The sequence below is a fragment of the Microcoleus sp. D3_18_C4 genome (assembly GCF_036702355.1).
Classification (GTDB): Bacteria; Cyanobacteriota; Cyanobacteriia; order Cyanobacteriales; family Microcoleaceae; genus Microcoleus.
In genome coordinates this window covers 23,217-46,481 of sequence record NZ_JAUBTF010000040.1, presented here as the reverse complement: position 1 = coordinate 46,481, position 23,265 = coordinate 23,217, and the positions used below count along the sequence as shown (strand labels likewise).

General features: G+C 45.8%; 14 protein-coding genes. 9 read left to right on the top strand and 5 right to left on the bottom strand.

The window, feature by feature from the left end; genetic code table 11:
• Nucleotides 1–32: 32 nt before the first annotated feature.
• Nucleotides 33–1,091: a transposase gene (locus QUA90_RS19485; RefSeq protein ID WP_333388223.1), complete on the bottom strand. Its 1,059-nt coding sequence runs from the start codon at nt 1,089–1,091 to the stop codon at nt 33–35.
• A gap of 198 nt (nt 1,092–1,289) precedes the next feature.
• On the opposite strand from QUA90_RS19485, the gene QUA90_RS19480 reads away from it, so the two are divergent.
• Nucleotides 1,290–2,297 (top strand): zinc-dependent alcohol dehydrogenase family protein, encoded by a 1,008-nt coding sequence (locus tag QUA90_RS19480; protein ID WP_333447227.1) that lies wholly within the window; start codon nt 1,290–1,292, stop codon nt 2,295–2,297.
• A gap of 453 nt (nt 2,298–2,750) precedes the next feature.
• On the opposite strand, the gene QUA90_RS19475 is transcribed toward QUA90_RS19480, so the two are convergent.
• The 3 genes from QUA90_RS19475 to QUA90_RS19465 form a co-directional block, all read right to left on the bottom strand.
• The gene (locus tag QUA90_RS19475) at nt 2,751–4,424 is read right to left on the bottom strand and encodes an asparagine synthase-related protein (protein WP_333447205.1); all 1,674 of its coding nucleotides are present in this window, start codon (nt 4,422–4,424) and stop codon (nt 2,751–2,753) included.
• An 88-nt stretch (nt 4,425–4,512) separates the two neighbouring features.
• The gene (locus QUA90_RS19470; RefSeq protein ID WP_333447203.1) at nt 4,513–5,961 is read right to left on the bottom strand and encodes a serine/threonine-protein kinase; all 1,449 of its coding nucleotides are present in this window, start codon (nt 5,959–5,961) and stop codon (nt 4,513–4,515) included.
• 125 nt (nt 5,962–6,086) lie between these two features.
• The gene (locus QUA90_RS19465) at nt 6,087–7,091 is read right to left on the bottom strand and encodes a LysR family transcriptional regulator (protein ID WP_015174889.1); all 1,005 of its coding nucleotides are present in this window, start codon (nt 7,089–7,091) and stop codon (nt 6,087–6,089) included.
• A 236-nt stretch (nt 7,092–7,327) separates the two neighbouring features.
• Here QUA90_RS19465 and QUA90_RS19460 point away from each other — a divergent pair, with 236 nt between their 5' ends.
• The 7 genes from QUA90_RS19460 to QUA90_RS19430 all read left to right on the top strand — a co-directional run bounded on the left by QUA90_RS19460 (nt 7,328) and on the right by QUA90_RS19430 (nt 15,478).
• Nucleotides 7,328–8,041, top strand: coding sequence for an NnrU family protein (locus QUA90_RS19460; protein WP_333388233.1), 714 nt, complete (start codon nt 7,328–7,330; stop codon nt 8,039–8,041).
• 45 nt (nt 8,042–8,086) lie between these two features.
• Nucleotides 8,087–8,464, top strand: coding sequence for a thioredoxin family protein (locus QUA90_RS19455; RefSeq protein ID WP_333262789.1), 378 nt, complete (start codon nt 8,087–8,089; stop codon nt 8,462–8,464).
• A gap of 363 nt (nt 8,465–8,827) precedes the next feature.
• Nucleotides 8,828–10,873 (top strand): NAD(P)H-quinone oxidoreductase subunit 5, encoded by a 2,046-nt coding sequence (locus QUA90_RS19450; protein ID WP_333210842.1) that lies wholly within the window; start codon nt 8,828–8,830, stop codon nt 10,871–10,873.
• Nucleotides 10,874–11,321: 448 nt separating this feature from the next.
• Complete coding sequence (locus QUA90_RS19445; protein WP_445300125.1) at nt 11,322–12,908, top strand: NAD(P)H-quinone oxidoreductase subunit 4; 1,587 nt, start codon at nt 11,322–11,324, stop codon at nt 12,906–12,908.
• 374 nt (nt 12,909–13,282) lie between these two features.
• Nucleotides 13,283–14,356 (top strand): M14 family metallopeptidase, encoded by a 1,074-nt coding sequence (locus QUA90_RS19440; protein ID WP_333447201.1) that lies wholly within the window; start codon nt 13,283–13,285, stop codon nt 14,354–14,356.
• On the top strand, nt 14,357–14,563 hold the full coding sequence (locus QUA90_RS19435) for a hypothetical protein (RefSeq protein WP_333447199.1): 207 nt from the start codon (nt 14,357–14,359) through the stop codon (nt 14,561–14,563).
• Between the two features lie 135 nt (nt 14,564–14,698).
• Nucleotides 14,699–15,478, top strand: coding sequence for a class I SAM-dependent methyltransferase (locus tag QUA90_RS19430; protein ID WP_333447197.1), 780 nt, complete (start codon nt 14,699–14,701; stop codon nt 15,476–15,478).
• 411 nt (nt 15,479–15,889) lie between these two features.
• Here QUA90_RS19430 and QUA90_RS19425 read toward each other — a convergent pair whose 3' ends face one another.
• Nucleotides 15,890–21,574, bottom strand: a complete 5,685-nt coding sequence (locus QUA90_RS19425) for an AAA family ATPase (protein WP_333324246.1) — start codon at nt 21,572–21,574, stop codon at nt 15,890–15,892.
• A 782-nt stretch (nt 21,575–22,356) separates the two neighbouring features.
• Here QUA90_RS19425 and QUA90_RS19420 point away from each other — a divergent pair.
• Entirely contained in the window at nt 22,357–22,629 is a 273-nt protein-coding gene (locus QUA90_RS19420; protein ID WP_333169259.1) for a hypothetical protein, read from the top strand.
• Nucleotides 22,630–23,265: the final 636 nt, after the last annotated feature.

Below are 23,265 nucleotides of genomic sequence, written 5' to 3'. Positions count from 1 at the left end.
TGTAAACACATATATACGATTGTGGCACTCCTCTAAGGCGGTGAGTTTACGTTGACTTTTCTAATTATATTTAACGCTGCATTCACATCAGCATTAATTCGACTTTCATTCCAAGACCGAAACCACTCGCGTTTACCGATCTTACCCTGGTAAGACTCTTGCTTACCGACAGGCTCTACATCCCCAAAGCTGCACTTATTTATATAAGCTGCTTGTGGAACTATTACCTTGATACCGACTAATTCAGTTTTGCAAGTAAGAAATTTTATGGGCTGGGTATGAGTAATTACGCCAAAAATATGATGGTTTTTTTGTAATTTTATATTCTGTTTATTCCTCACCTTTGTACCAATAATTAACTGGATTTTTTTCTCATCCCCCAACCGCTTGACAATCAAAATCTTGGTCTGATGAAGGTAGTTTTCTAATGTCTTGTTTCGATTAAATGTGATTTGCTGGATTTGGCGCGTGGTAGATTTTTCCTGGTCGATTTTTGACAGTAAAAATGCTCTGCGTTGATTGAAACCTTGATTAATTGATTTGAGATGTTTTTTATCATAAATAGTTGGAGTAAATGTTGGCTTATTAGATGCCAAAGCGACGAAGTGAGCAATCCCTAAATCTATACCTGCTCTGAGGTGGTAATTTAAATCCACCAACGTTACAGGCTTTTGATTAGCAACCTCAAAAAAGTAGAGCGCTGTTGCAGGAACGACCCTTACCTTGATGACATTTTGGGATTTTGTATAAAATATTATGTCACTTTGAGATAAATGAAGTAGTCCCTGATTGGGGTTTATCCCCCTTTTTTTTATGGATTGGTTATCAGAACTGAACAAGTTACGTGTACAAATTTTATGTTGGTATTGGGGGATGCTAGGTAGGAATGAAAATCGAGGTATATCTGGATCATAAGCTATTCTTGAATTTTGGCAATCCTCCCCATCGTGAACAACTTGTTTGAGACCTTTATTTCTAATTTTAGCAGTGAATGATTGAGATATGTGTCTAGGTTTTAAGATGGCAAATAACTGTCTGATAGTTCTAGTGCTACCAACTTGATATCCCGAACTAAAAAAGTGTTTTATCATAAATAATTACCACGATCGTAGAAAATTTTGGACAGAAATGATAAGTCATCAAACTGTTTATAAAACTGATGCTGACGATCTAAGTAATGCCTTTCAACAACAATCATAAACTTTGGGATAAACAAAAAGTTTTTTGTTGCTTCGCTAAGCAATATACAATAAAGTCTAGGGATTATCTGATCTAGTGTAACACCCATGATGAAAGCGATTGTTTTTCAAACCCCCGGAAGCCCGTCCGTATTGAAACTGCAAGATATCCCCGCTCCTACTATACAAACAGAAACTGAAGTTTTGGTGCGGTTGCGAGCGGCGGGTATCAATCCGATAGATACTAAGTTGCGATCGCGCGGCACTTTTTACCCCGAAAAAACTCCTCACGTTTTGGGGTGCGACGGTGCTGGAGTCGTAGAGGCTGTCGGTGCTGGTGTGCAAAGTTTCCAAGTGGGAGACGAGGTTTTTTTCTGCAATGGCGGTTTGGGCGGGTCGATCGGTACTTATGCCGAGTTTGCCGTAGTAGACGAACGCTTTCTCGCCCTCAAGCCGGCTGCTTTAAGTTTTGCTGAGGCGGCGGCGGCACCGTTAGTTTTAATTACAGCTTGGGAATCGCTGTACGATCGAGGGCGCTTGGAAGCCGGCCAAAAAGTGCTGATTCAAGCTGGTGCCGGCGGTGTCGGCCACGTGGCGGTACAGTTGGCGAAGTTGCAGGGTGCAGAGGTTTGCACGACTGTTAGTTCTGAGGAAAAAGCCAATTTTGTCAAGCACTTAGGTGCAGATTCAGTTATTTTATACAAAAATACCAATGTTGTCGATGAGGTTTTGACTTGGACTCAAGGACAAGGAGTTGATTTGGCTTTCGATACAGTCGGGGGAGAAACTTTTTACCAAACTATTCCGGCTGTTCGATTTTATGGAGATTTGGTAACAATTTTGGAACCCGATCCGGCTTTGGGCAATTTGAAAACAGCGAGAATGCGGAATCTGAGAATTAGTCTGGAATTAATGTTGACACCGATGCTGGAAGGTTTGGTGGAGGAACAGGAACAGCAGGCTCATATTTTGCAGAAGTGTGCTCGTTTGTGCGATCGCAACTTGCTAAAAATTCACGTCAGCAAAACTTTCCCTCTCGAAGCAGCGCAAGCCGCTCACGAACTGTTAGAAACAGGCTCAGTAACCGGTAAAATAGTGCTTGAAATTGCGGGTGGTTAAAAATGCGGATGGTTAAATAAGAAATTCCCAACTAATATCATATCCGGTCGAGGAACCGCGATTTTTGTAGGGCGCGTTCACCAAGAATACCTGCCAATAATTTACAATTTACAAAACTCGCCCCGACCGAGATATTATGGTTAATCGATCGGAAATGATATGAAATTATTGGAGAGAAAGGTGCAAAATCCTGGTTAATAATTTTGAGAGACTTCTGGCTAATTCAACGACCAAGGTAAATCTTTATTTTCTATCAAATCCGTTGGCATCGGAATGATTCATCTGTCTCTTCCGTTTCTCTGTATCCTCTGCGCCCTCTGCGGTTTAATTCGGTTCTATAAACAAGAGCGAAAACCGCATAGGGAAAATGCCATTGTCGATCGACAAATTTGGGCGTCAACTGCTGAAGTTGACACGACGAAAGACACGGCGCCGTGTCCTAATTTGGGGTAACTAACGGCGATTCACTTGTAACCAAATTTCCAGCGTCACCAGCAGCCACAGCTTCAGCCCATAGCGGGGAAAAACTTCGCCACGATAGTTTAGCCACTCGCGGATTAGTGTTCGATCGAGGTAAGGCGCGATCGCCGCATGACGATTCAGCAGCAACGATCGCGCTTGCCGCTGCCAATCCCTCAAAAACCACTGCTGCATCGACATCACCATCCCGCTTTTCGGACGGTTGACAATGACATCGGGCAGCAAATCCGCCACAGCAGCCTTGAGAACCGCTTTTTCCTGCGCGCCCGAAAGCTTATATTCTGGCGGAATTTGCAAACTCAGCGCCACCATCCGCGCATCGAATAGGGGCGATCGAGCTTTTAGTCCCGCCGCAGCCGTGAGATTATTCACCTTGGTCAAAATGTAATCGGCTCCTTTAAACTCAATGTTGAGTCGCATCAGCCGATTCAAAAACGTCGTTTCTGTCTGTTGCAATTCCTCAGCAAAGACGGAAGGCGCATTCTTCACCTTTTCCCAAACCTGCGGCTTCAGCAAACGTGGCAAATCCACATAGCATTTTTGAAACGAAGTCAAGTAAGCTGCGATCGGATCTGGTTTACCCTGAATCGAACCATACAAACTATTCAGCAGCATCGGCTTATTTTTCGGCCCGCCAAAGCACGGATCGCCACCTTCGCCATTGAGTACCACGTCTGCGAATTGCTTTGCCGATCGCCCCAACAGCAAATTTGGAACCGTCAAGCCTTCCCCCACCGGATCGTCCATCGCCGCCAGCGTTTCCGGTAGCAACTGCCAAATTTGCTTTGGCGAAACTTCTAAAATATGGTGCTCAGTGCCACAATGTGCCGCAACGATGTTGGCAAATTCAATCTCGCTGGGATATTCAGCGCCAAAGTGCATCGAAAAAGTGTGTACCGCACGATCGTGCAGCCTTGTGGCGATCGCCGCGACGCAACTTGAGTCAATCCCGCCCGAAAGATATGCTGCGACTGGTTCTCCCGCTGGTAGCGCTTCCTGCACCAGTTGTTCCAAAAGCGATCGCACTTGTTGACTATGCCATTCCAAAGGGCGATCGGCGTTAGTAATTTGCTCCTGTGGCTGCCAGTATCTCTGCGCCTCAACATCCGGTAAGTACAGGTAGCTACCGGGCCGCAACTCTCGCACGGCTTCCCACAGCGTTTGTGCTCCGGGTACAAAGGCACAGCACAAATAGTCGCGCAAAGCAACTAAATCTAGTTCTCGATCGTGATAGGGATTGAGCGATCGCAGTCGGGGCGCAATCCAGCGAGTCGTTCCTGTACGGGTGTAATAGAGGGTTTTTGCTCCCACGCGATCGCGCCCCAGACACAAGGTTTGCTCCTCTCTATCCCACACAGCAAGGGCAAATTGTCCTGACAGCAAGCTCAGTGTTTTAGTACCGTACTGCTCCCACAGCCGCGCGACGATCGCCAAATCGGTCAATCCCTCCGTGTCTATCTGTTGTTTGAGCATTGGGGTGCGATCGAAGCAGCAGTCACCTACCAGCACAAATCGCTGATTGGGGCTGAAGGTGGGTTCAGCTCCGATTATGGCAAAACCGGAAGTTTCCCAAGTTGCAGGGTGCGATCGGGATTCTGGGCCCCAAGCAATGACCCAATTAGGGTAGATAGACTTCTGAGTCTGCATTTTAAATTAGACATCTCCCATAATTAATTATTGTGGAACAGGCCGCAAAGCCTGTTCAAAACAGGCTTTTCTAGAGATGACTATTACATTAAAAAACGTTTGAAAGTAACTTATAGATCAATCGAAAAATAGCTGTTCCAGCGATCGCCCCCAAAGCACCCAACCATCCCACAAATAACACGCCAGTGAGCGGAGAATTCGGATAAATCGCAACAGCCGCCGTCTGTAAAACCGGGAAAAACCACAGCAAAGCCACAGTACCTGCACCAATAATCAACATCTCAGTTTGTTCGATCGCCCTGCGGTACTGCCCGTAAATCAAACCCGCCACAATCATCCCCAACAATCCGATACTCAAGCCTGGAGAGGCCAGCAAACTCGTCAGGGCGATCGCCAGTACCCCCGCCTCAAAACCCGTAAACGCCGCCCCCGACAAAACCTCCCAAATCGAAAAAGTCGCTCTCTGCGAAGGTTGTAGCCCTCCAGGATGTGTTGCAGGAACCCGTACAGGAGGAGGCGGCAGAGTCGGTTGAAGAGGTATCGGAGGCGGCGCCACCACGACTGTAGGTGGTTGAGAATGTTGTTGAGGCCCAGACATCAGAGCCGCTTCCACCTCCCTCGCAGATTGAAAACGCTGGCTGGGAGCTGATAATAACATTCGATCGAGAACGTGAGCCAAACGGGAACTTACCTGCACCCGCGACTGCCAATTCCACTCGTTTCTGTAACTATCAAACAACTCCGTCGGCTGCAAACCACTCAGCAAAGTAATGCAAGTCACACCCAAAGCATACAAATCCGTTGCCGGATAAACTTCTTGCCCGCTCATCTGTTCTGGCGGAGCATAACCCAAAGAATAAATACCAGTCGAAGCTTTTGCACTCCCAACACTTTGTGTTACTTGTTTAACAGCCCCAAAATCTAATAAATAAAGCCGACCGTTTTTACCCCGCATAATATTAGCAGGTTTAATATCTCGGTGAATCGAACCGCGAGAGTGTACAAAATCGAGAACCTTCAAAATTTCCCGCAGCACCTCCAGCGTTTCCGCCTCCGAAAACCTGCCTTTAACAGCTAGTTCATCCTCCAAATTTTTACCGTCAATAAATTCTTGAACCAGATAGAAAAACTGATCGTTTTTTCCCGGCTGCAAACTCGTAACAGTCAGCTCAAAAAAAGCCAGCAAACTTGGAATTTGGGAATGTTCGTTTCCCAGTTCTTCCAGCACAGCCGCTTCCCGTTCAAACAGAGTTTGAGCGATTTTTAGTTGGGGCGGAGTCAGACTTACCGAGGGCTGCAAAAGTTTAGCAACGCACTGCCGCATCGCCGGAGTATAGCGGTCTCTCGCCAAAAATGCCGCCCCAAAACCGCCTTGACCCAACAACCTGACGGGCAAATAGCGCCCGCCCAAAATTAGGGGCATCCCGCAAGTCGTGCAAAACTTTTGCTGCACGGTTTTCAGCAGCGAACTGTCATCGAGGTCGGGAAAATAGTTTTGAGGGCGCGGGCAGCCCGGGCGGGTGCAGTAAACTTCCATTTTGGTTTGCTAAGAAGAGGGAAGAGGGAAGAGGGAAGAGGGAAGAGGGAAGAAAAAGCGATTGTTAAATCAGATTTCGATTTCTCAACTAACCGCGAACTGCTAACTGCCAGCGACCTAAGAGATTAACTTCCCGCCGAGTTGGGAGTTGCTATTTCTATGAATCCCAAATCGAGCGCTGGGGGTTCTTTCTTCTCCAGGATGGTGGAATAAGTAGCAAACTGGGGCAAAATTTCATTGCTGAAAGCCTCTGCTGCTTTAGAACGGTAGCGGTTGGGGTTGTAAATCAGCGACAAAATGCGAGTTACCAGAACTTCGTCCATTTGAGATTTGTGCAAGACGCCCATGAGCAACTCTTTTTCGATCGCCGAAACCGAGACAAAAGCAGCTCCCAGCCCCGACTGAACGGCATTTTTAATTGCTTCGATCGAATTTAGTTCCATCTCTATTTTCAAGCGGCGCGTGTCTATGCCGCAGCGAGTCAGTACCTGATCGATTACTTTGCGGATTGTAGACTGCGAATCGAGGGATATAAACTGCAATTTGTAAAGGTCTTCTTTTTGGATAGTTTCTTGTTGTACCATCGGGTGAGATGGAGGGAGAATCAGAGCCAGTTCGTCCTCAGCGTAAGGAACAATTTCTAAAGCTTCTACAAGTTCGGTAGGAATTTCTCCGCCAACAATTGCCAAATCGATTTGCCCGTTGGCCACACTCCACGCCGTGCGGCGGGTCGAGTGAACGTGAAGCTGTACTGCTACATCGGGATACTTTTGGCGAAACATCCCAATCATCCGGGGCAGCAAATAGGTTCCCGTTGTTTGAGAAGCGCCGACGATCAAAGTACCGCCTTGGAGATTTTGCAAGTCTTCCAGAGCTCGACAAGTTTCCTGGCAAAGCGATAAAATTTTCTCGCCGTAACTCAGCAGCAGGTGTCCGGCTTCGGTCAGTTGCGCCCGCCGCCCCCCCCGGTCAAACAACGGCACGTCCAACTGTCTCTCTAAGTTTTGCACCTGCAAGCTAACTGCTGGCTGGGATACATAGAGGCTGTCCGCGGCGCGTTTGAAGCTTCCTTCAGAGGCGATCGCCTTGAGAATGCGTAACTGGTCTAAAGTGAAAGGAAGGTCAGACATATATCTAAATTGTCAGTTGTCAGTTGTCAGTTGTCAGTTGACGGTTGACGGTTGACTGTAGGCAGCGAACAGCAAACAGCGAACAGTCAACAGCGAACAGTCAACAGCGAACAGCGAACAGTCAACAGTCAACAGCGAACAGTGAACAGTTAACTGACTGATAACCGCTGAATGCTCCCATAGATACTTTGTGACACAAATTGGCCGAGAATCAATAACTTTTCTTAATATTTGCAATGACGATCGACTTGGCGCTCGACTCCCACTTAGTTATTCTGGGCCTGTTACTGGTTTTTGCGATCGCCCACAGCGGTTTAGCAGCCCTCCGGCCCAAAGGTGAAAAGCTGATCGGGCCGAGACTTTACCGGGTTTTGTTTGCCCTTGTCAGTTTGCCGCTAGCCGTCATTCTGATTGTCTACTTTTTCAACCACCGCTACGACGGCGTGCAGCTTTGGCAAGTACAGGGATTACCCGGAGTTAAACCCGCAGTTTGGATACTTTCGGCAATTTCCTTTCTGTTTCTGTACCCAGCAACTTTCAACCTCCTAGAAATTGCCGCCGTCCAAAAGCCCCAAGTTCACCTCTACGAAACTGGCATCATTCGCATCACCCGTCACCCGCAAATGGTGGGACAACTGATTTGGTGCGTGGCCCACACCCTGTGGATTGGCACTAGCTTTACCCTCGTCACTTCCATCGGTTTGGTACTTCACCACCTGTTCGGAGTGTGGCACGGCGACAGACGACTTCAGGCTCGTTTTGGAGAATCCTTTGAAACCATCAAATCTCGAACCTCAATAATTCCTTTTTTGGCAATCCTGCAAAAGCGTCAAACCCTTGATTTGCTTGAGTTTGTGCGCCCTTCCTATGTAGGTGTAGTCATTTTTACTGGTTTGCTTTGGGAAATTCATCCTTTTTTGATGCGTGTCACTAGGAACATATACTGGTAGCATGATCCCTAGGATAGAAAAAAAATTATTAAATTTTGAGGGCTCATGGTGTTGTCGGTTAGCGAACGCACTTTTGCACAAGAGGTATTTCAAGCCTCTACCCCCGTTTTAGTTCACTTTTCGGCTCCTTGGTGCGGTTTGTGCCGCGCGATCGACCCCACGCTTAAGACTTTTGAGGCACAGTGGGCAGAAAAAGTCAAGCTGGTCGGGGTGAATGCCGATCAATGTTTTAAGTTGGCCCACACTTATCGATTGACAAGTCTGCCCACACTGATTTTGTTTGAGGGCGATAAAGTTCGATTTAGATTTGAAGACTACCAAGGACGTGAGGAACTGCGGCGGACTCTGGATTCCTGGATGCTCGCGGCTCACGTAGCTTCCCCATCTCAACGGCTGCAACTTCAGGAAGTAGCCAACCGGTAATGGTTCCAAGGCATTCGGCTCTTGTTTAGAAGGCATTCGGCTTTTATGTCGGAAGCAGAAGGCATTCCCCATTTGTCCATCAACCATCGGACACCAAAATAAATCTCGCAGTCTTGAACGCACAGGACTGTGAGATTTGTCCTATAGTTTCCCTTGCCACAGGAATAATAATTTTCGGAGTAGGGTGCGATCGTCTCGCTGGCGATGAAAAAAGTAGTGCGATCGTCTCGCTCGCGATTGCACTCAGGTATAGCAATACTTAAAGAATTGGATCAAGTATTTTGGCCCAGTGGCGCAGGCGTGTGTCACAATTGTTTACAGTTTTGGCAATATCTAGTAGAAACTTTAAACTACCTATCAGTCATGGAACTGCTTTATCAATATGCTTGGCTGATTCCTGTCCTGCCACTGGCAGGCGCAATGCTAGTAGGTCTAGGCTTAATCACCTTTAACCAGGCAACCAACAAGCTCCGACAAGCGAATGCGATATTAATCGTCTCCGCACTCGGCGGGTCAATGGTACTCTCCTTCGCATTGCTGTGGAGTCAACTACAGGGCCACGCACCCTACACCCGCAGTATTCAGTGGGCTTCTGCTGGCGACTTCTCGCTGAATATGGGCTATATTATCGACCCCCTAACGTCGGTGATGCTGGCGATCGTCACTACGGTCGCCTTTTTGGTGATGATTTACACCGACGGCTACATGGCTCACGATGACGGGTACGTGCGCTTTTACGCCTACCTGAGCATCTTCAGCGCGTCGATGTTGGGTCTCGTAATCAGCCCGAACATCGTTCAGATTTACATTTTTTGGGAACTCGTAGGTATGTGTTCATACCTGCTAGTCGGATTTTGGTACGATCGCAAACCCGCTGCTGACGCTTGCCAAAAAGCTTTTGTCACCAACCGCGTCGGCGACTTCGGCCTGCTGCTGGGCATCCTCGGCATTTACTGGGCCACCGGCAGCTTTGAATTTGAGGTGATGGGCGAACGCCTGCACTCCTTAGTCGAATCCGGCGCCCTCAGCGCAACTTTGGCGACAATCTTCGGCGTCCTCATATTTTTGGGGCCAGCAGCCAAATCCGCTCAATTCCCCCTCCACGTCTGGCTGCCAGACGCAATGGAAGGCCCGACACCGATTTCTGCTCTGATCCACGCCGCGACAATGGTAGCCGCTGGCGTATTCCTGATCGCTCGGATGTACCCGGTGTTTGAAGGGTTGCCGGCAGTCATGAATTTGATCGCCTGCACCGGGTGTTTTACGGCATTTATGGGTGCTTCGATCGCGATTACCCAAAATGACATCAAAAAAGGCCTCGCCTACTCCACCATCTCCCAACTCGGCTACATGGTGATGGCAATGGGCGTCGGCGCTTACAGTGCCGGACTTTTCCACTTGATGACCCACGCTTATTTCAAAGCAATGCTGTTCCTGTGTTCAGGTTCAGTCATTCACGGGATGGAAGCAGTTGTAGGCCACAACCCCGCACTCGCTCAAGATATGCGAGTCATGGGCGGCTTGCGGAAATATATGCCGATTACCGCTTCTTGCTTTTTAATCGGTAATTTGGCAATCTGCGGAATTCCGCCGTTTGCTGGTTTTTGGTCAAAAGACGAAATCCTCGCCAGCGCCTTCGCAGCAAATCCCGCTTTGTGGGCTGTTAGCTGGTTGACGGCGGGGATGACCGCGTTTTATATGTTCCGGATGTATTTCAGCACCTTTGAGGGCGAATTCCGGGGCAATGACAGCGCCATCAAGCGGCAACTCCTGCAACCCGGTCTTGTTTTTGGCCCGGGAGCGATGAACGTTAAGGAATTGGCCTCAACTGACGACAGTCACGATGAGCACGACCATTTGCCTCACGAATCTCCTCTGACAATGGCTCTGCCGTTAGTGTTGCTGGCAGTACCTTCTGTGTTTATCGGTTTTCTCGGTACGCCGTTTGCCAATTATTTCGAGCAGTTTGTTCGCGCTCCGGGCGAGTCTCTCGAAGAAGTTTTGGAACACGCTGCTGAGTTCAATTTGACGGAATTTCTAATCATGGGCGGAAGCTCTGTAGGTATTGCTTTGCTGGGCATTACTTTGGCTTCTCTGATGTATTTGAGTCGTAAAATTGACCCAAGTGCGATCGCCCAAAAAATCAAACCGCTTTACGAGTTCTCCCTCAACAAGTGGTATCTCGACGATATCAACGATTTTCTCTTTGTCAAAGGCAGTCGCCGTTTAGCGCGGCAAGTCATGGAAGTTGATTTGCGAGTCGTCGATGGTGTCGTCAACTTAACAGGGTTTATCACCCTAGTTAGCGGCGAAGGTTTGAAATACTTTGAGAGCGGTCGCGCTCAATTTTATGCCTTGATTGTGTTTGTCGCAGTTCTGGGTTTTGCGATCGTTTCGGGAGTCAGTTAAATCGGTAGGGACACGGCATTTAGTGTCAACTTAATGTCAAACCGACTGTATCTCTTGTTTGTCTCGAAGTCTAGATCCCCCCTAACCCCCCTTGATAAGGGGGGAACAAGAGTATTCTCTCAAAGTCCCCCTTCTTAAGGGGGATTTAGGGGTATCTGAACTGGGCGAGCAACGAAAGATACAAAAGTTTTTAGGGTTAATTTTACACGCTTTGGGCATTGCCGTATCCCCACTAGGAGATATTTGAAGAAAGGGTATTAGCTCAAGAACTCACAATTGACAATTAGCAAATAGAAATAAATCTTTCATTAAACTTAATTGTTGCGATCGGATAATTTGTCCAAATAAGAGCAAAAAAATTTGTTACGTATAAAGAAAGTATAAAATTTAGGCTAAAATTGGCAAAATGTGTTTAAACCTAATAACTGATGGATCATTTTAAAACGCAATGGATACAGCTAACTTTCCCTGGTTAACAACAACAATTCTGTTTCCCATTGCTGCGTCCTTGCTGATTCCTTTAATTCCCGATAAGGATGGCAAGACGGTGCGGTGGTATGCCCTAATTGTGGGTTTGATCGATTTTGCCCTACTTGTTTACGCTTTTTACACTCAGTACGACTTCAGCAATCCAGATTTGCAACTGGTAGAAAGCTATACTTGGGTGCAGCAACTCGATTTGAACTGGTCTGTGGGTGCTGACGGTTTATCGATGCCGCTGATTTTGCTGACTGGTTTTATTACTACTCTGGCTACTTTAGCGGCTTGGCCGGTCACATTTAAACCGAAGCTTTTTTACTTTTTGATGCTGACAATGTACGGCGGCCAAATCGCAGTTTTTGCCGTGCAGGATATGTTGCTGTTTTTCCTAGTTTGGGAACTGGAATTAGTCCCGATTTACCTGATTTTGTCAATCTGGGGCGGCAAGAAGCGCCTCTACGCAGCAACTAAATTTATCCTATACACCGCAGGCGGTTCGCTATTTATTTTGCTGGGCGCGCTGACGATGGCGTTTTACGGCGATACGGTGACTTTCGATATGCGGGCGATCGCAGCTAAAGATTACGCCCCCACTGTAGAATTGCTCCTGTATACAGGTTTCTTAATAGCTTACGGCGTCAAACTGCCAATTTTTCCCCTGCACACTTGGCTCCCTGACGCTCACGGCGAAGCAACCGCACCCGCCCACATGTTGCTAGCAGGAATTCTGCTAAAAATGGGCGGCTATGCTTTACTGCGGATGAATGCGGGAATGCTCCCGGATGCTCACGCTGTCTTCGCACCCATCTTGGTAATTTTGGGTGTGGTTAACATTGTTTACGCCGCCTTAACTTCTTTTGCTCAGCGCAATTTGAAGCGAAAAATTGCTTATTCTTCGATTTCGCACATGGGGTTTGTGTTAATCGGGATAGCTTCGTTTACCGATTTGGGTGTTAGCGGTGCAATGCTGCAAATGGTTTCCCACGGTTTAATTGGCGCGAGTTTGTTCTTTATGGTGGGTTGCACTTACGATCGCACTCACACGCTCATGCTGGACGAAATGGGCGGTGTAGGACAGAAAATGCGTAAGGTTTTTGCGATGTGGACTGCTTGTTCTATGGCTTCTTTGGCTTTGCCGGGAATGAGCGGTTTTGTAGCAGAATTGATGGTGTTTGTAGGTTTTGCAACCAGCGATGCTTACAATCCTGTGTTTAAGGTTTGCGTGGTATTTCTAGCTGCTGTCGGAGTGATTTTGACTCCGATTTATCTCCTGTCGATGCTGCGTGAAATCTTCTACGGACCTGAAAATAAGGAATTGTCGGATCACGAGGAATTGGTGGATGCGGAACCGCGAGAAGTGTTTATTATTGCGGCTCTATTAGTGCCGATTATTGGCATTGGTTTGTATCCCAAGATGCTGACTCAGGTTTACGATGCAACTACTGTTCAGTTGACTGCAAAGTTGCGCGATTCTGTGCCTTCGTTGGTGGCTAAGGCTGCTGCGGATAAAACTGTATCTTTGAGAGCACCTGCGATCGAGCCGAGCAAGTTGTGATTTGAACGAGATTTAGGAATAAAACCCCCAAACCTTTTTAAGAATTGCGTTTGGGGGTTTTCTGTTTTTTCTGAAAGTCATGGACGCACTCCGACAAAGAAACCGGGTTTTTTACCTTATCTGTGGGCTGCAACCCGTCTTTTCGTAAAAAAACCCGGTTTCTGGGCCCCCATGCGTCTAGGGCTATTGATAGATAAATTAGGGAAACTTTGGTTCTTAAACAATCTGGAGTTGGGTTTGAGAAACAACATGGGTATGCGATCAAGGAGTGCGATCGAAGTGTTAGACCGCAACTATAGTATAATTAATAGTTATGCGATGTGAGTTGTCTTTTGAGGCATAGTTGTAAGGTTAGTGGTGGGTAACGAAGATTTATGAGCGATTCAGAAGCATTTTCACCCAACTACATTACTGCACGAGAGCGATTTCGAGCAGCAGCTTCATCTTTCGGTTATCAGCAAACTGCCTATCCAATTGATCGGGTTAGTCCAACTGATGAAGAATTAACTATTGATGTGGCGATCGGTGGTTCTTCACACCCACGACGATGTGTAGTAATTTCTAGTGGCTTGCATGGAGTAGAAGGCTTTTTGGGATCGGCAATCCAACTTACCTTGTTAGAAAAGCACCAACTTCTCACATCGTTGTCACCTGATATTAAAGTTGTACTTATTCATTCTCTGAATCCTTATGGTTTTGCATGGCGACGACGTTGGAATGAAAACAACATAGACTTAAACCGTAATTTTTTATTGTCTGAAGAAGTTTTTGAGGGCAGCCCAAAGGATTATCCTAAATTCAATTCTTTTCTCAATCCCATTTCACCTCCCTCACGAATTGAACCCTATATTCTTCAAGCTCTCTGGCTGATATTGAGATATGGAATGACCAGTTTGAGAAACACCTTTCCTGTAGGGCAATACGATTTTCCAAAGGGACTTTTTTTTGGTGGTCATGCTCCATCCAAAACTCAAGAGATTCTAGCTAGCAATTTGCCCCAATGGATTGGTAATGCTTCAGAGGTGGTGCATATTGATTTCCACACAGGTTTAGGACACTGGGGAACTTATAAGCTTTTGCTTGACGCATCTGCAACATCAGAATCTTGTTCAAGACTAGCTAAACGATTTGGAGCAGAAACAATAGAACCGAACAGTACAGAAGGTGTGTCATATCCAATTCGCGGTGGATTAAAAACTTGGTGCCAAGCTCTTCTACCAAAGTGTCGCTATGATTTACTAACCGCAGAATTTGGCACTTACTCAACGATTCAAGTCTTGAAGGCATTGCGGGCTGAGAATCGTGCTTACTGGTGGGGTAAGTCAGACCAGAGCTATGAATGGACAAAACAACAGTTGGTAGAAGTGTTTGCACCCATATCTCGAAAGTGGCGAGAACAATGCTTAACTCAAGGACTGGATGTTTGTAAACGAGCTTTGATTGACTGAATGAGTTGCGACGGTCAGCGATCGGAATACCGAATACTTAAAAATTACCAGTGGGTCGATCGCCATTCAATTCGCTACGATCGCTCTCTTAATTTCTATCCTTATTGTTCTGCCAAGAGTGCGATATTTGTCAAGGGCGATCGCACCCTCGCAAGTTGTAATTTGAACCGGATGGGAGGAAGAAAACCCCAAAACATCGATGATTAAACGGGTTTTGGGGTTTTCTATTTTTTTTTAGGGCGATCGAGCTTTTAGGATTTTTATTACTTTTGTTTGACCCCAACCCAGTAAGTTTTGAAGCAAGGCGCTAAAATCCAATTCAGATAGCTATTAAAATACAGATTGCAAGCTTATTGGCTTTCCAGAATGCAAAATCAAGAGTCACCTATTGTTTTCGATCGAGAACGCGCTTCTTCCTACGACAAAAGATTCGCTAAATTGGCTCCGATGCGCGACGCACTTCATTTACTGATCCGCTTTGTACTTTCTGAACTTCCTACCGATGCACGGATTCTGTGTGTCGGTGCGGGAACAGGCTTGGAATTGATTTATCTGGCTCAAGCATTTCCACAGTGGCAATTTACTGCGGTAGAGCCTGCGGCACCGATGCTTGACATCTGTCGCCAACGCGCCGAAGAGTGTGGTATCGCGTCACGTTGCACTTTTCACGAAGGCTATCTCGATTCACTGCCCGCATCGCACTCTTTCGATGCGGCGACTTGCCTTCTGGTTTCTCACTTCTTTATGCAACAAGATCAGCGGCGCAACTTGTTTAGTCAAATTGCTTCACGACTTTGCCCTAACGGATATTTGGTCAGTGCCGATCTAGCTTCCGATATGTCTACTTCAGCGTACCAAAGCCTTTCCGAGGTTTGGGTGCGAATGCTGAGGTATTCCGAAGTGCCTGCTGAGGAGATTGAAAAGTTTCGTGCTTCTTATGGCCGAAATACTGCTGTGCTACCGCCACTTGAAGTCGAATCAATAATTGCATCCAGCGGCTTTGATACACCTGTATTGTTCTTACAAACCCTTCTGATTCATGCCTGGTATGCTAGGCGAACACCACGCTCGCTAGAAGTGAAGTTATCAACAGTCGCTGAAAAATCTAGTGAAGTGGACTGACCAAAACCCAGTGTCAGGTTGCAAAGTTTTCTGGAAGCCTCAGAACCGAGTAGCGCCGAAGAGCGATCGCAATACCCAATACTTTAAAATTACCATTTGGTTGATCCCCCTTCCATTCGGTATTGCGCTGGCTCTTTTAGTTTCTAGCCTTATTGTTGTTATACGGAGAGTGCGCTCTTTGTTAAGGGCGATCGCCCGGAGTAAGTGAGGTATCATATTTACAGTGTAACTGATAGCTATAATTTATAATTATGACCTGACTCCCCTTTAAAATATTCATAAAGATGAATAGAATTAGAGGCGCTGAGAAGGAATTGCGCCCAGACTTTTTCAAGATTTCTATTCATCACTAGAAGTGATCATTGTCTGTTTAGGACTACTGGAAATAGCAATAACAACTACTCATCAGGTTTAGCTTTGCAAAGCCAATTTTTGATACTCCTGTCGAATAGGAATCTGAATGATGAACTCTGCCCCCTCACCGGGATGAGAAACACACTTCAACTGTCCGCGATGTTTTTCTACCACAATCTGGTAGCTGATTGACAGCCCCAGACCGGTGCCCTTCCCTACAGGTTTCGTCGTGAAGAACGGGTCGAACAGCCGCCGGTTCACTTCCTCTGTGATACCGGGGCCATTGTCGCAAATGCGAATCACAACAAATTGCGGAGCTTTGCGGGTCGGGCCGAGGTTGGGGGAATCCACCTCAGCCGAAGAAACTGTAGAGCTTTCCGCAAGGGCGGGATTGGAAATCGGGGATTTTTCTTCTTCCCCATACCCCACTGAAGTGCGAATTGCGATCGTGCGCGGCCCCCTTTGGTCATTGAGAGTGTCAATCGCATTCGCCAGTAAATTTACAAACACCTGGTTCAGTTGGCCCGCATAGCACTCCACCAGCGGCAGCGGGCCGTACTCTTTAATTATTTGAATAGCAGGCTGGTCTAATTTAGCTTGCAGCCGGTGCTGCAAAATCAGTAGGGTGTTATCGATGCCCTCATGGATATCGACCTGTTTCATTTCCGCTTCATCCAGTCGCGAGAAGTTTCGCAGGGAGAGGACAATTTCGCGAATGCGGTCTGCCCCCACCTTCATCGAATCCAGCACTTTGGGTAAGTCTTCCATCAAGAAATCTAATTCTATTGCCTCAATATCCTCAACAATCCCTGCTGTGGGATGGGGGTATTGTTCTTGATAGAGTTTCACCAGTCCTAGTATGTCTTCACTGTATGTCCTGACGTGACTCAGGTTGCCATATATGAAGTTAATCGGGTTATTGATCTCGTGGGCAACCCCGGCCACCATCTGTCCCAGTGAGGACATTTTCTCAGTCTGAATTAGCTGGGTCTGGGTGCGCTTGAGTTCTTGGAAAGAAAGCTCTAGTTGTTCGGCTTGTTTTTTTAATTGCGCTTCTGATAGTCGCAGAGCTTGCTCTATCTGCACGCGATCGCGAATTTCCTGGCTCAGGAGCCGATTTTTTTCCTTTAATTCCTGCGTCCTCTCTTCCACTTTATGTTCTAAAGTCCGGCTGTAATCTTCTAATTGCTCATTGGCTTGTTTCAGGTTGTCAGTCGCCTCAGACAAATTGGCATAGAGTCGAGCATTTTCCAGGGAAATCGCCGCTTGAGAACAGAGCACGGTTAAAACTTCCAGGCGATCGGGAGTAAACGCGCTCCTTGTCAGATTATTTTCCAAGTAAAGCAGACCAATAAGCTTTCCTTTATGGACGACCGGCATACATAAAACTGACTTGGGTTGGGCGTTAAGAATATAGCTATCCCTGGTAAAAAGTCCCTCCTGACTTGCATCATTTAATACCACATCTTTCTGAGTTCTAGCCACATAATTGAGGAGAGAAAACGGCAATTTTTGACTCGTTTCTATTGGTGTGGATTGCAGCAATAATACCTCATTATTATCTATGCTTGCCGTCCCTTCTACCACCAGTTGACCATTTTTCTCTAAAATTAAGTAACTTTTTTCAGCCCCAGCATTCTCAATTGCAATTTTCAATAACTTAGAAAGCAGACTTTCCAGAACAATTTCGCCAGAAATAGCTTGAGAAGATTTCATCACAGAGGCGAAATCCAGTGCTGCAAAACTCCCCGTAGTCGTCGAGCTGGTCGTCCGTGATACGTCGAAGCTGGGAGTTTCTTTGGTCAGTATTCGCGAGAAAAATTCAGGATATTCTTCTGATAAATATTGCACTTTTGCTTTCGCTCCCCAGCGAATATATCCATAGTAAGCATCCGTCAAATAAATCTCCGCTATCTTCTCCCGCCCGCGAGAGAAATAAAACTCGGCGGCCCGTTCATTAGCTAGGGCTTCTTCCTGAATGTATCCCTGTTCTCTGGCTCCTTGAATGCTAGCGTCATAATACTCCATCGCTTTGCCAATTTTTCCCAAAATTCGTGCTTTTTCTGCCTCCACTAACTCGTACTTGTGTTGATAATTTATCGGCCCATGTATAGCCCATTGCTGCATTTTGTTCTGATTTTTAGCCACTTGCTTCAAGGATTCTTTTTGTTCACTGCTGGAAACTTGGGGATATTGAGCAAGGAGAGCCAGAGAATAGTAGAAATTGTATTCCGCACCACTCATCAGACCGGGCACACCATCTTTGTATTTTTCTGCTGAGCGGGCGCTCTTGACTGACTGAGCGTAATCTTTAAACAAATAAAGTCGAATCAATTTTGTCAGGTGAGCCAAAAAAATAAACATATGTTTATTATCGGCAATTGACTGGTGGAGGAGTTCTTCTTCATTCAACAATTCGCCCTTGAGCATATATTCCTCTTCAGATGCGGCGAGTAATTGTAATACCATTACTCTCCACGTCTTTAAGTAAGGAATATGCGAATCTTGTTTAAGTTTCAGCAGTAACTCAAGATATTGCGCCTGCTTCTGAGCAACTAATTCCAGCGGTTGACCTGTAAAAAACATATGATCGCAATAGTAGATAGAATTATAACCCACATCTTCTAAATCTCCAGTCTCCAGACCGCTTTTAATTCCCTCCATCATTGGCGCTAAACTTTCCTTGCCATGCTCTTTCCAGTGTCTAATATGAGCATTAAAAACTACATATACGTAAGATTTTAGTTCTTTGGCATCAAAGCGATCCAACAAATTTAAGGCTAGTTGTCCAAATCTATATCCCGCATCTATTTCACCGAATGGCCCGCATAGAAGTAGGCCATAAACCGCATACCCAGCAGTGGCCTGGGGCGAATTACCATATTGGATACACAGATAAATCATTGTAAATGCAAATTGGGGAAATAAGGCAGGAGCCACATGATAAGAAAGAGGAGCAGATTTCAATAATATCCCCATCGCCACTAGCTTATTGATATCAGTCATTTCTGGCAGATTAGCTAACGCCTCAGTATTCATTTCTTGTGGAGGTTCCGAACAAAGAGAGACACCCAGCATCCCCAGAACTTGCAGCCCAATATCAAACGCGACTTGTATCTGGTTTTGCTGGGAATAAAACTGCATTTGGATTTCATAAACTTTGACTTTTTCGAGCAGAGTTTTCGCGTGTTTAAGAGCCTCCTCAGAAAGGATTTTTGCTCGCTCGAAGTTGATGTTTAGAAATTCCACCGCCGCCGCTTCCGCATACAGAGGGAACGTCAGGTCATACTGAGTTTCCCAGCTATCTTCTCTGAGGAGTTCTAGCCCCACCCGTAGTTGTCTGGCGGCAGTTTCATAAGCTGTTGCTGCCTTAGCTTTTTTGCCGGCTATCAAATTTAATCGGGCTAGACGATCTTTTTCTGCCTGATCCGTGATGCAGTCAGCCCCAACATTTAACTGATTGACAATCTCAAAGATATTTTCTTCAATCTCCTCAGCAGGAGTATGCTCCAGTAGCAGTTCACCGATTTTCAGGTGGGTCTGTTGTTTCTGAGATTCGGGAATAAGAGAATACGCCGCTTGCTGCACCCGGTCATGGAGAAATTTGTAAGCGATAGGCGCGTGATGGCTGTAAGAAAAAGGGGTAGGTGAGCATGATAGCAGAGGACAATCTGGAACTATTTTATCCTTTACTTCCCTGCTCATTTCATCGGAGGTAAAAACGAGAGGGATTTTGTAGGCTTCGCTGAGGGGCAAAACCAAGCCAGCCTGAAGAGATTCCCACAAATCCGCCGCCGTTTCCGACTGAGATTTTTCATTGACAATAGCCAGAACGTCTAAATTAAATTTGTCTCCAATACAGGCGGCTAACTTTAAGACATCCTGCGTCTCCTCCGAGAGTTTTTGAATATTTCTGGCAATCAGTTCGACGACATTATAATCTGTGATGCCTACTGCTTGAATTTGGTTCAATGACCACTGCCAGCACCCAGCACTGAATTCAAAGGTCAATAGCTTTTCTTGATGCAGAGTAGCGAACATCTGAGTCAAGAAGAAAGGATTGCCCTGGGTTTTATTGAAAAGTAGCTCAGACAATTCAGAAACCCGGTGTCTCGGAACAGAAGACTCATTCAGGGTATCCGCTACCAGCAAGCTGACGTTCCCAATATCCAAAGGACGGAGGGTGATATTATTTACAACGGCCCCATTCTTTTGAATCTCATCCAACGTCACCATCAACGGATGCGTCGGACTCACTTCGTTATCTCGATAGGCTCCCATCAGCAGTAAATATTGGCTGTCCGGGTCACAAATAAGCAAATGAATCAACTTGAGTGATGCCGAATCTGCCCACTGTAAGTCATCCAAAAAGACGACGAGCGGGTGTGAGGGTTTAGTAAATACATGAATGAATTCTTTAAATACCCGGTTAAAGCGATGCTGGGATTCAAATGGCCCCAATTGCGGAACCCCTCCTTGAGGCCCGACAATCAGTTCGACTTCGGGAATGACATCTACTATGACTTGGCCATTTGAGCCTAAAGCTTCTAAAAGTTGCTCTTTCCAAATCGCTAGTTGTTCCGAACTTTCTGTTAAGAGATGCCGCATCAAACCCTGAAAGGCTTGAATCAAAGAAGCATAAGGAATATTTCGTTTTAATTGGTCAAATTTACCGGATATAAAATACCCGCGCTGCCTGACAATCGGTTTTTGAACTTCATTTACTAAGCAAGATTTGCCAATCCCTGAGTAACCGCTGACTAGCATCATTTCGCTGGTACCGCCGGAGACTCGCTCAAAGGCTGCCATCAAAGTGGCTACTTCTTGCTCACGACCATAGAGCTTTTGCGGGATGATAAATTGTCCACATTTATCCCTCTTACCGATTGGAAAGTTGTCAATTTTTCCATGGGTTTGCAGTTGATGACGGCATATTTCTAGGTCAGCTTTTAGTCCCCTAGCGCTTTGGTATCTGTCTTCAGCAGTTTTAGCTAATAATTTCATTACAATGTCAGAAATTGCTTGGGGAATCTCACCGATTTGCTGATGGGGTGGCACGGGTGTTTTAGCGATATGGCAGTGAATTAATTCCAGGATGTCGGTGGCTTGATGTGGCCGCTTTCCAGTTAGCATTTCGTAAAAGGTGACACCTAATGAGTAAAAGTCGGTACGGTAGTCCATTGAGCGATTCATTCGCCCGGTTTGTTCTGGGGACATATAGGCAAGGGTACCTTCTAGCAAGTTGGGATTGCTGAGGGTCTGGTTTTCTCGCTCTAGGTGCGTGGCAATGCTAAAATCGATGATTTTGATTTGACTGGTTTTGGGGTTGACAATAATATTTTGCGGTTTAATATCTTTATGAATAATCTTATTTTCATGCAGTTGAGCTAGGGTTTCTGCTAGATGAATTGCCCGAATCAGAAATTTGCTGATTTCAAGTTGTTTAGCTGTGATTAGGTTTTTCAGGGAGTCTCCGCCAAAATCTTCTAATATCAGCGCCAGACCGTTATTATGCTTTTCTAAAGAGTAAGCTTTGATAATTCCGGCTATGTCGAGAGTTTTGAGAATTTTATATTCATGCCTCAATCGTGCGATTTCTTCTATTGTGGGATACTCAGCTTTAAGGGTTTTTACTATAACCGGAGTTGGCTCGGACTCCCTAACGCCGCGATAAATAACTGTATTGACACCTTCATGAAGCGGCAACGATAAGAGTTTGTAACCGGGCAGCGTGGTTTTCATATTCGTTTTTTCGATGAGTACGATTATTCGGGTGTGGAATTGATGGATGGGAACCTGAGACAGCGATGTTCGATCGCCTGTTGGGAAAAATTTCAACTAGCCGGGCCTCAGCTTGTTAATAAGTGCCAATATTTTGTCCATTCCTTCAATGCTAAAGTGCATGATGGCTTAATCTTTAACTATAAGTATAATACCTGTGCTGGAGTTGGAAAACCAAGAATTGGCGCTGGAACAAGGGCCTCCAGATAAATTAGGTGATCGCACTAACTCCACGTCTGTTTAAATGTCTCTGGACGTACTCCGCACAGACGCTTAAAGTTTTCATAGCTCAGGTTTTTTACATCCCAGTAGCTCATTATGTGGCTGTGCCTAAATTATGATCACTTAGGATTATACATCCTACTACAAAATGTTTGCAGCACTTCGACCGGGCGCGATCGTTGCTCTTAACAGGGTACAAGTCGCGATCGCCTTGCCTACTTTTTTAACAGGTATATTGTAAGAGTGTGCTAGCCAAAACTGAGTTACTTGAGCGCGCGATCATCGCTAAGTTGAACACCTAGTCTGTAAGTGAGCAAGATGAGATTATGGAATAAGTTAAAGATGATCCCAGATCGGAACCAGCAAATACTCGTTCTCCCGACGCTGTTGCCAAACTTGCAGCGCCACGGACTGAGTATCACGCAGGTAAAACCCAAGAACTCGCTCCAGAAACATGGTGAATTCGCGTAATACAGCCCACGTCAGTAATAGGATAAAAAGTTACAAAAAAGGGGGAATGTATGCAAACCCTCCTTTGGAGTCGTGAAGAAGTCCCGCCTCGTGCCAAACATTTGTATGAGATCAGCATCCCCCCCAAAATTGACTTAGAAGAGAATGTTAGCAAGCTCGTCATCATGGATATAGAAACAGGCGACTATAAAGTTGATGAAAATGGTTTATATGCTGCTGATGACCTGAGTGCGAAACATCAAAATGCTAGGCTATTGGGTATCGGTATTGGATATAAACTGGCTGCATCTCTAGGTAGTGTTATTGAGCTTGTTTCTAAGTGATTTCACGTATTGTATGTGATAGATATGCTAAACTTAATTTTATTGGATTTTGCTTGAAAGTCAAGCTGTTTGAGTTGAAATTTATGAAGACGTTGACTGCGGTGGTTCCGAAAGACCCTAACACGAATTTATATGTAGTCTATGTTCCCGGTTTCTAAGAGAGCGCATTCTCAAGGAGAAACTTTAGACGACATACAAGCGAACTTACGTGAAGCGAGTGAAATGTTGTTGGAAGATGAGAATCCAGGATTAAATCGACCTTCTATTCAGTACGATCGCCCTTTTAGTCTTTACCCTTAATTCTTCTAGTTGCTGTAGTTGCTAGAATAGCAGCGAATATTAACCGGACTGCAACTCATGCTAAAAACCCTTGAAGGCATTTGCATCACTTGCCAAATAATCCTATGATGGTGCATCATGATCTTGATGATTGTTTCATTCTTCTAACTAAGCTAATATGCGATCGCTTGTCTTGACTCTAGCTCTCATATGTTTAGCCACCCCCGCTGTTGCCACCACCTGCGAGGAAAGCTTTCAAAAAAAGGGGGACTTTTTGAATGGTGCCGCCTTTTCTGCACGTGTTCAGGTTGAGGGGTTATCGATAGAGAGAGCATTTTCCCAATTACGACCCATTTT

What these genes read in the sequence shown, in the direction of transcription:
- QUA90_RS19485 (WP_333388223.1), bottom strand. Translation starts at nt 1,091, where the DNA reads ATGATAAAACACTTTTTTAGTTCGGGATATCAAGTTGGTAGCACTAGA.
- QUA90_RS19480 (WP_333447227.1), top strand. Translation starts at nt 1,290, where the DNA reads ATGAAAGCGATTGTTTTTCAAACCCCCGGAAGCCCGTCCGTATTGAAA.
- QUA90_RS19475 (WP_333447205.1), bottom strand. Translation starts at nt 4,424, where the DNA reads ATGCAGACTCAGAAGTCTATCTACCCTAATTGGGTCATTGCTTGGGGC.
- QUA90_RS19470 (WP_333447203.1), bottom strand. Translation starts at nt 5,961, where the DNA reads ATGGAAGTTTACTGCACCCGCCCGGGCTGCCCGCGCCCTCAAAACTAT.
- QUA90_RS19465 (WP_015174889.1), bottom strand. Translation starts at nt 7,091, where the DNA reads ATGTCTGACCTTCCTTTCACTTTAGACCAGTTACGCATTCTCAAGGCG.
- QUA90_RS19460 (WP_333388233.1), top strand. Translation starts at nt 7,328, where the DNA reads ATGACGATCGACTTGGCGCTCGACTCCCACTTAGTTATTCTGGGCCTG.
- QUA90_RS19455 (WP_333262789.1), top strand. Translation starts at nt 8,087, where the DNA reads ATGGTGTTGTCGGTTAGCGAACGCACTTTTGCACAAGAGGTATTTCAA.
- QUA90_RS19450 (WP_333210842.1), top strand. Translation starts at nt 8,828, where the DNA reads ATGGAACTGCTTTATCAATATGCTTGGCTGATTCCTGTCCTGCCACTG.
- QUA90_RS19445 (WP_445300125.1), top strand. Translation starts at nt 11,322, where the DNA reads ATGGATACAGCTAACTTTCCCTGGTTAACAACAACAATTCTGTTTCCC.
- QUA90_RS19440 (WP_333447201.1), top strand. Translation starts at nt 13,283, where the DNA reads ATGAGCGATTCAGAAGCATTTTCACCCAACTACATTACTGCACGAGAG.
- QUA90_RS19435 (WP_333447199.1), top strand. Translation starts at nt 14,357, where the DNA reads ATGAGTTGCGACGGTCAGCGATCGGAATACCGAATACTTAAAAATTAC.
- QUA90_RS19425 (WP_333324246.1), bottom strand. Translation starts at nt 21,574, where the DNA reads ATGAAAACCACGCTGCCCGGTTACAAACTCTTATCGTTGCCGCTTCAT.
- QUA90_RS19420 (WP_333169259.1), top strand. Translation starts at nt 22,357, where the DNA reads ATGCAAACCCTCCTTTGGAGTCGTGAAGAAGTCCCGCCTCGTGCCAAA.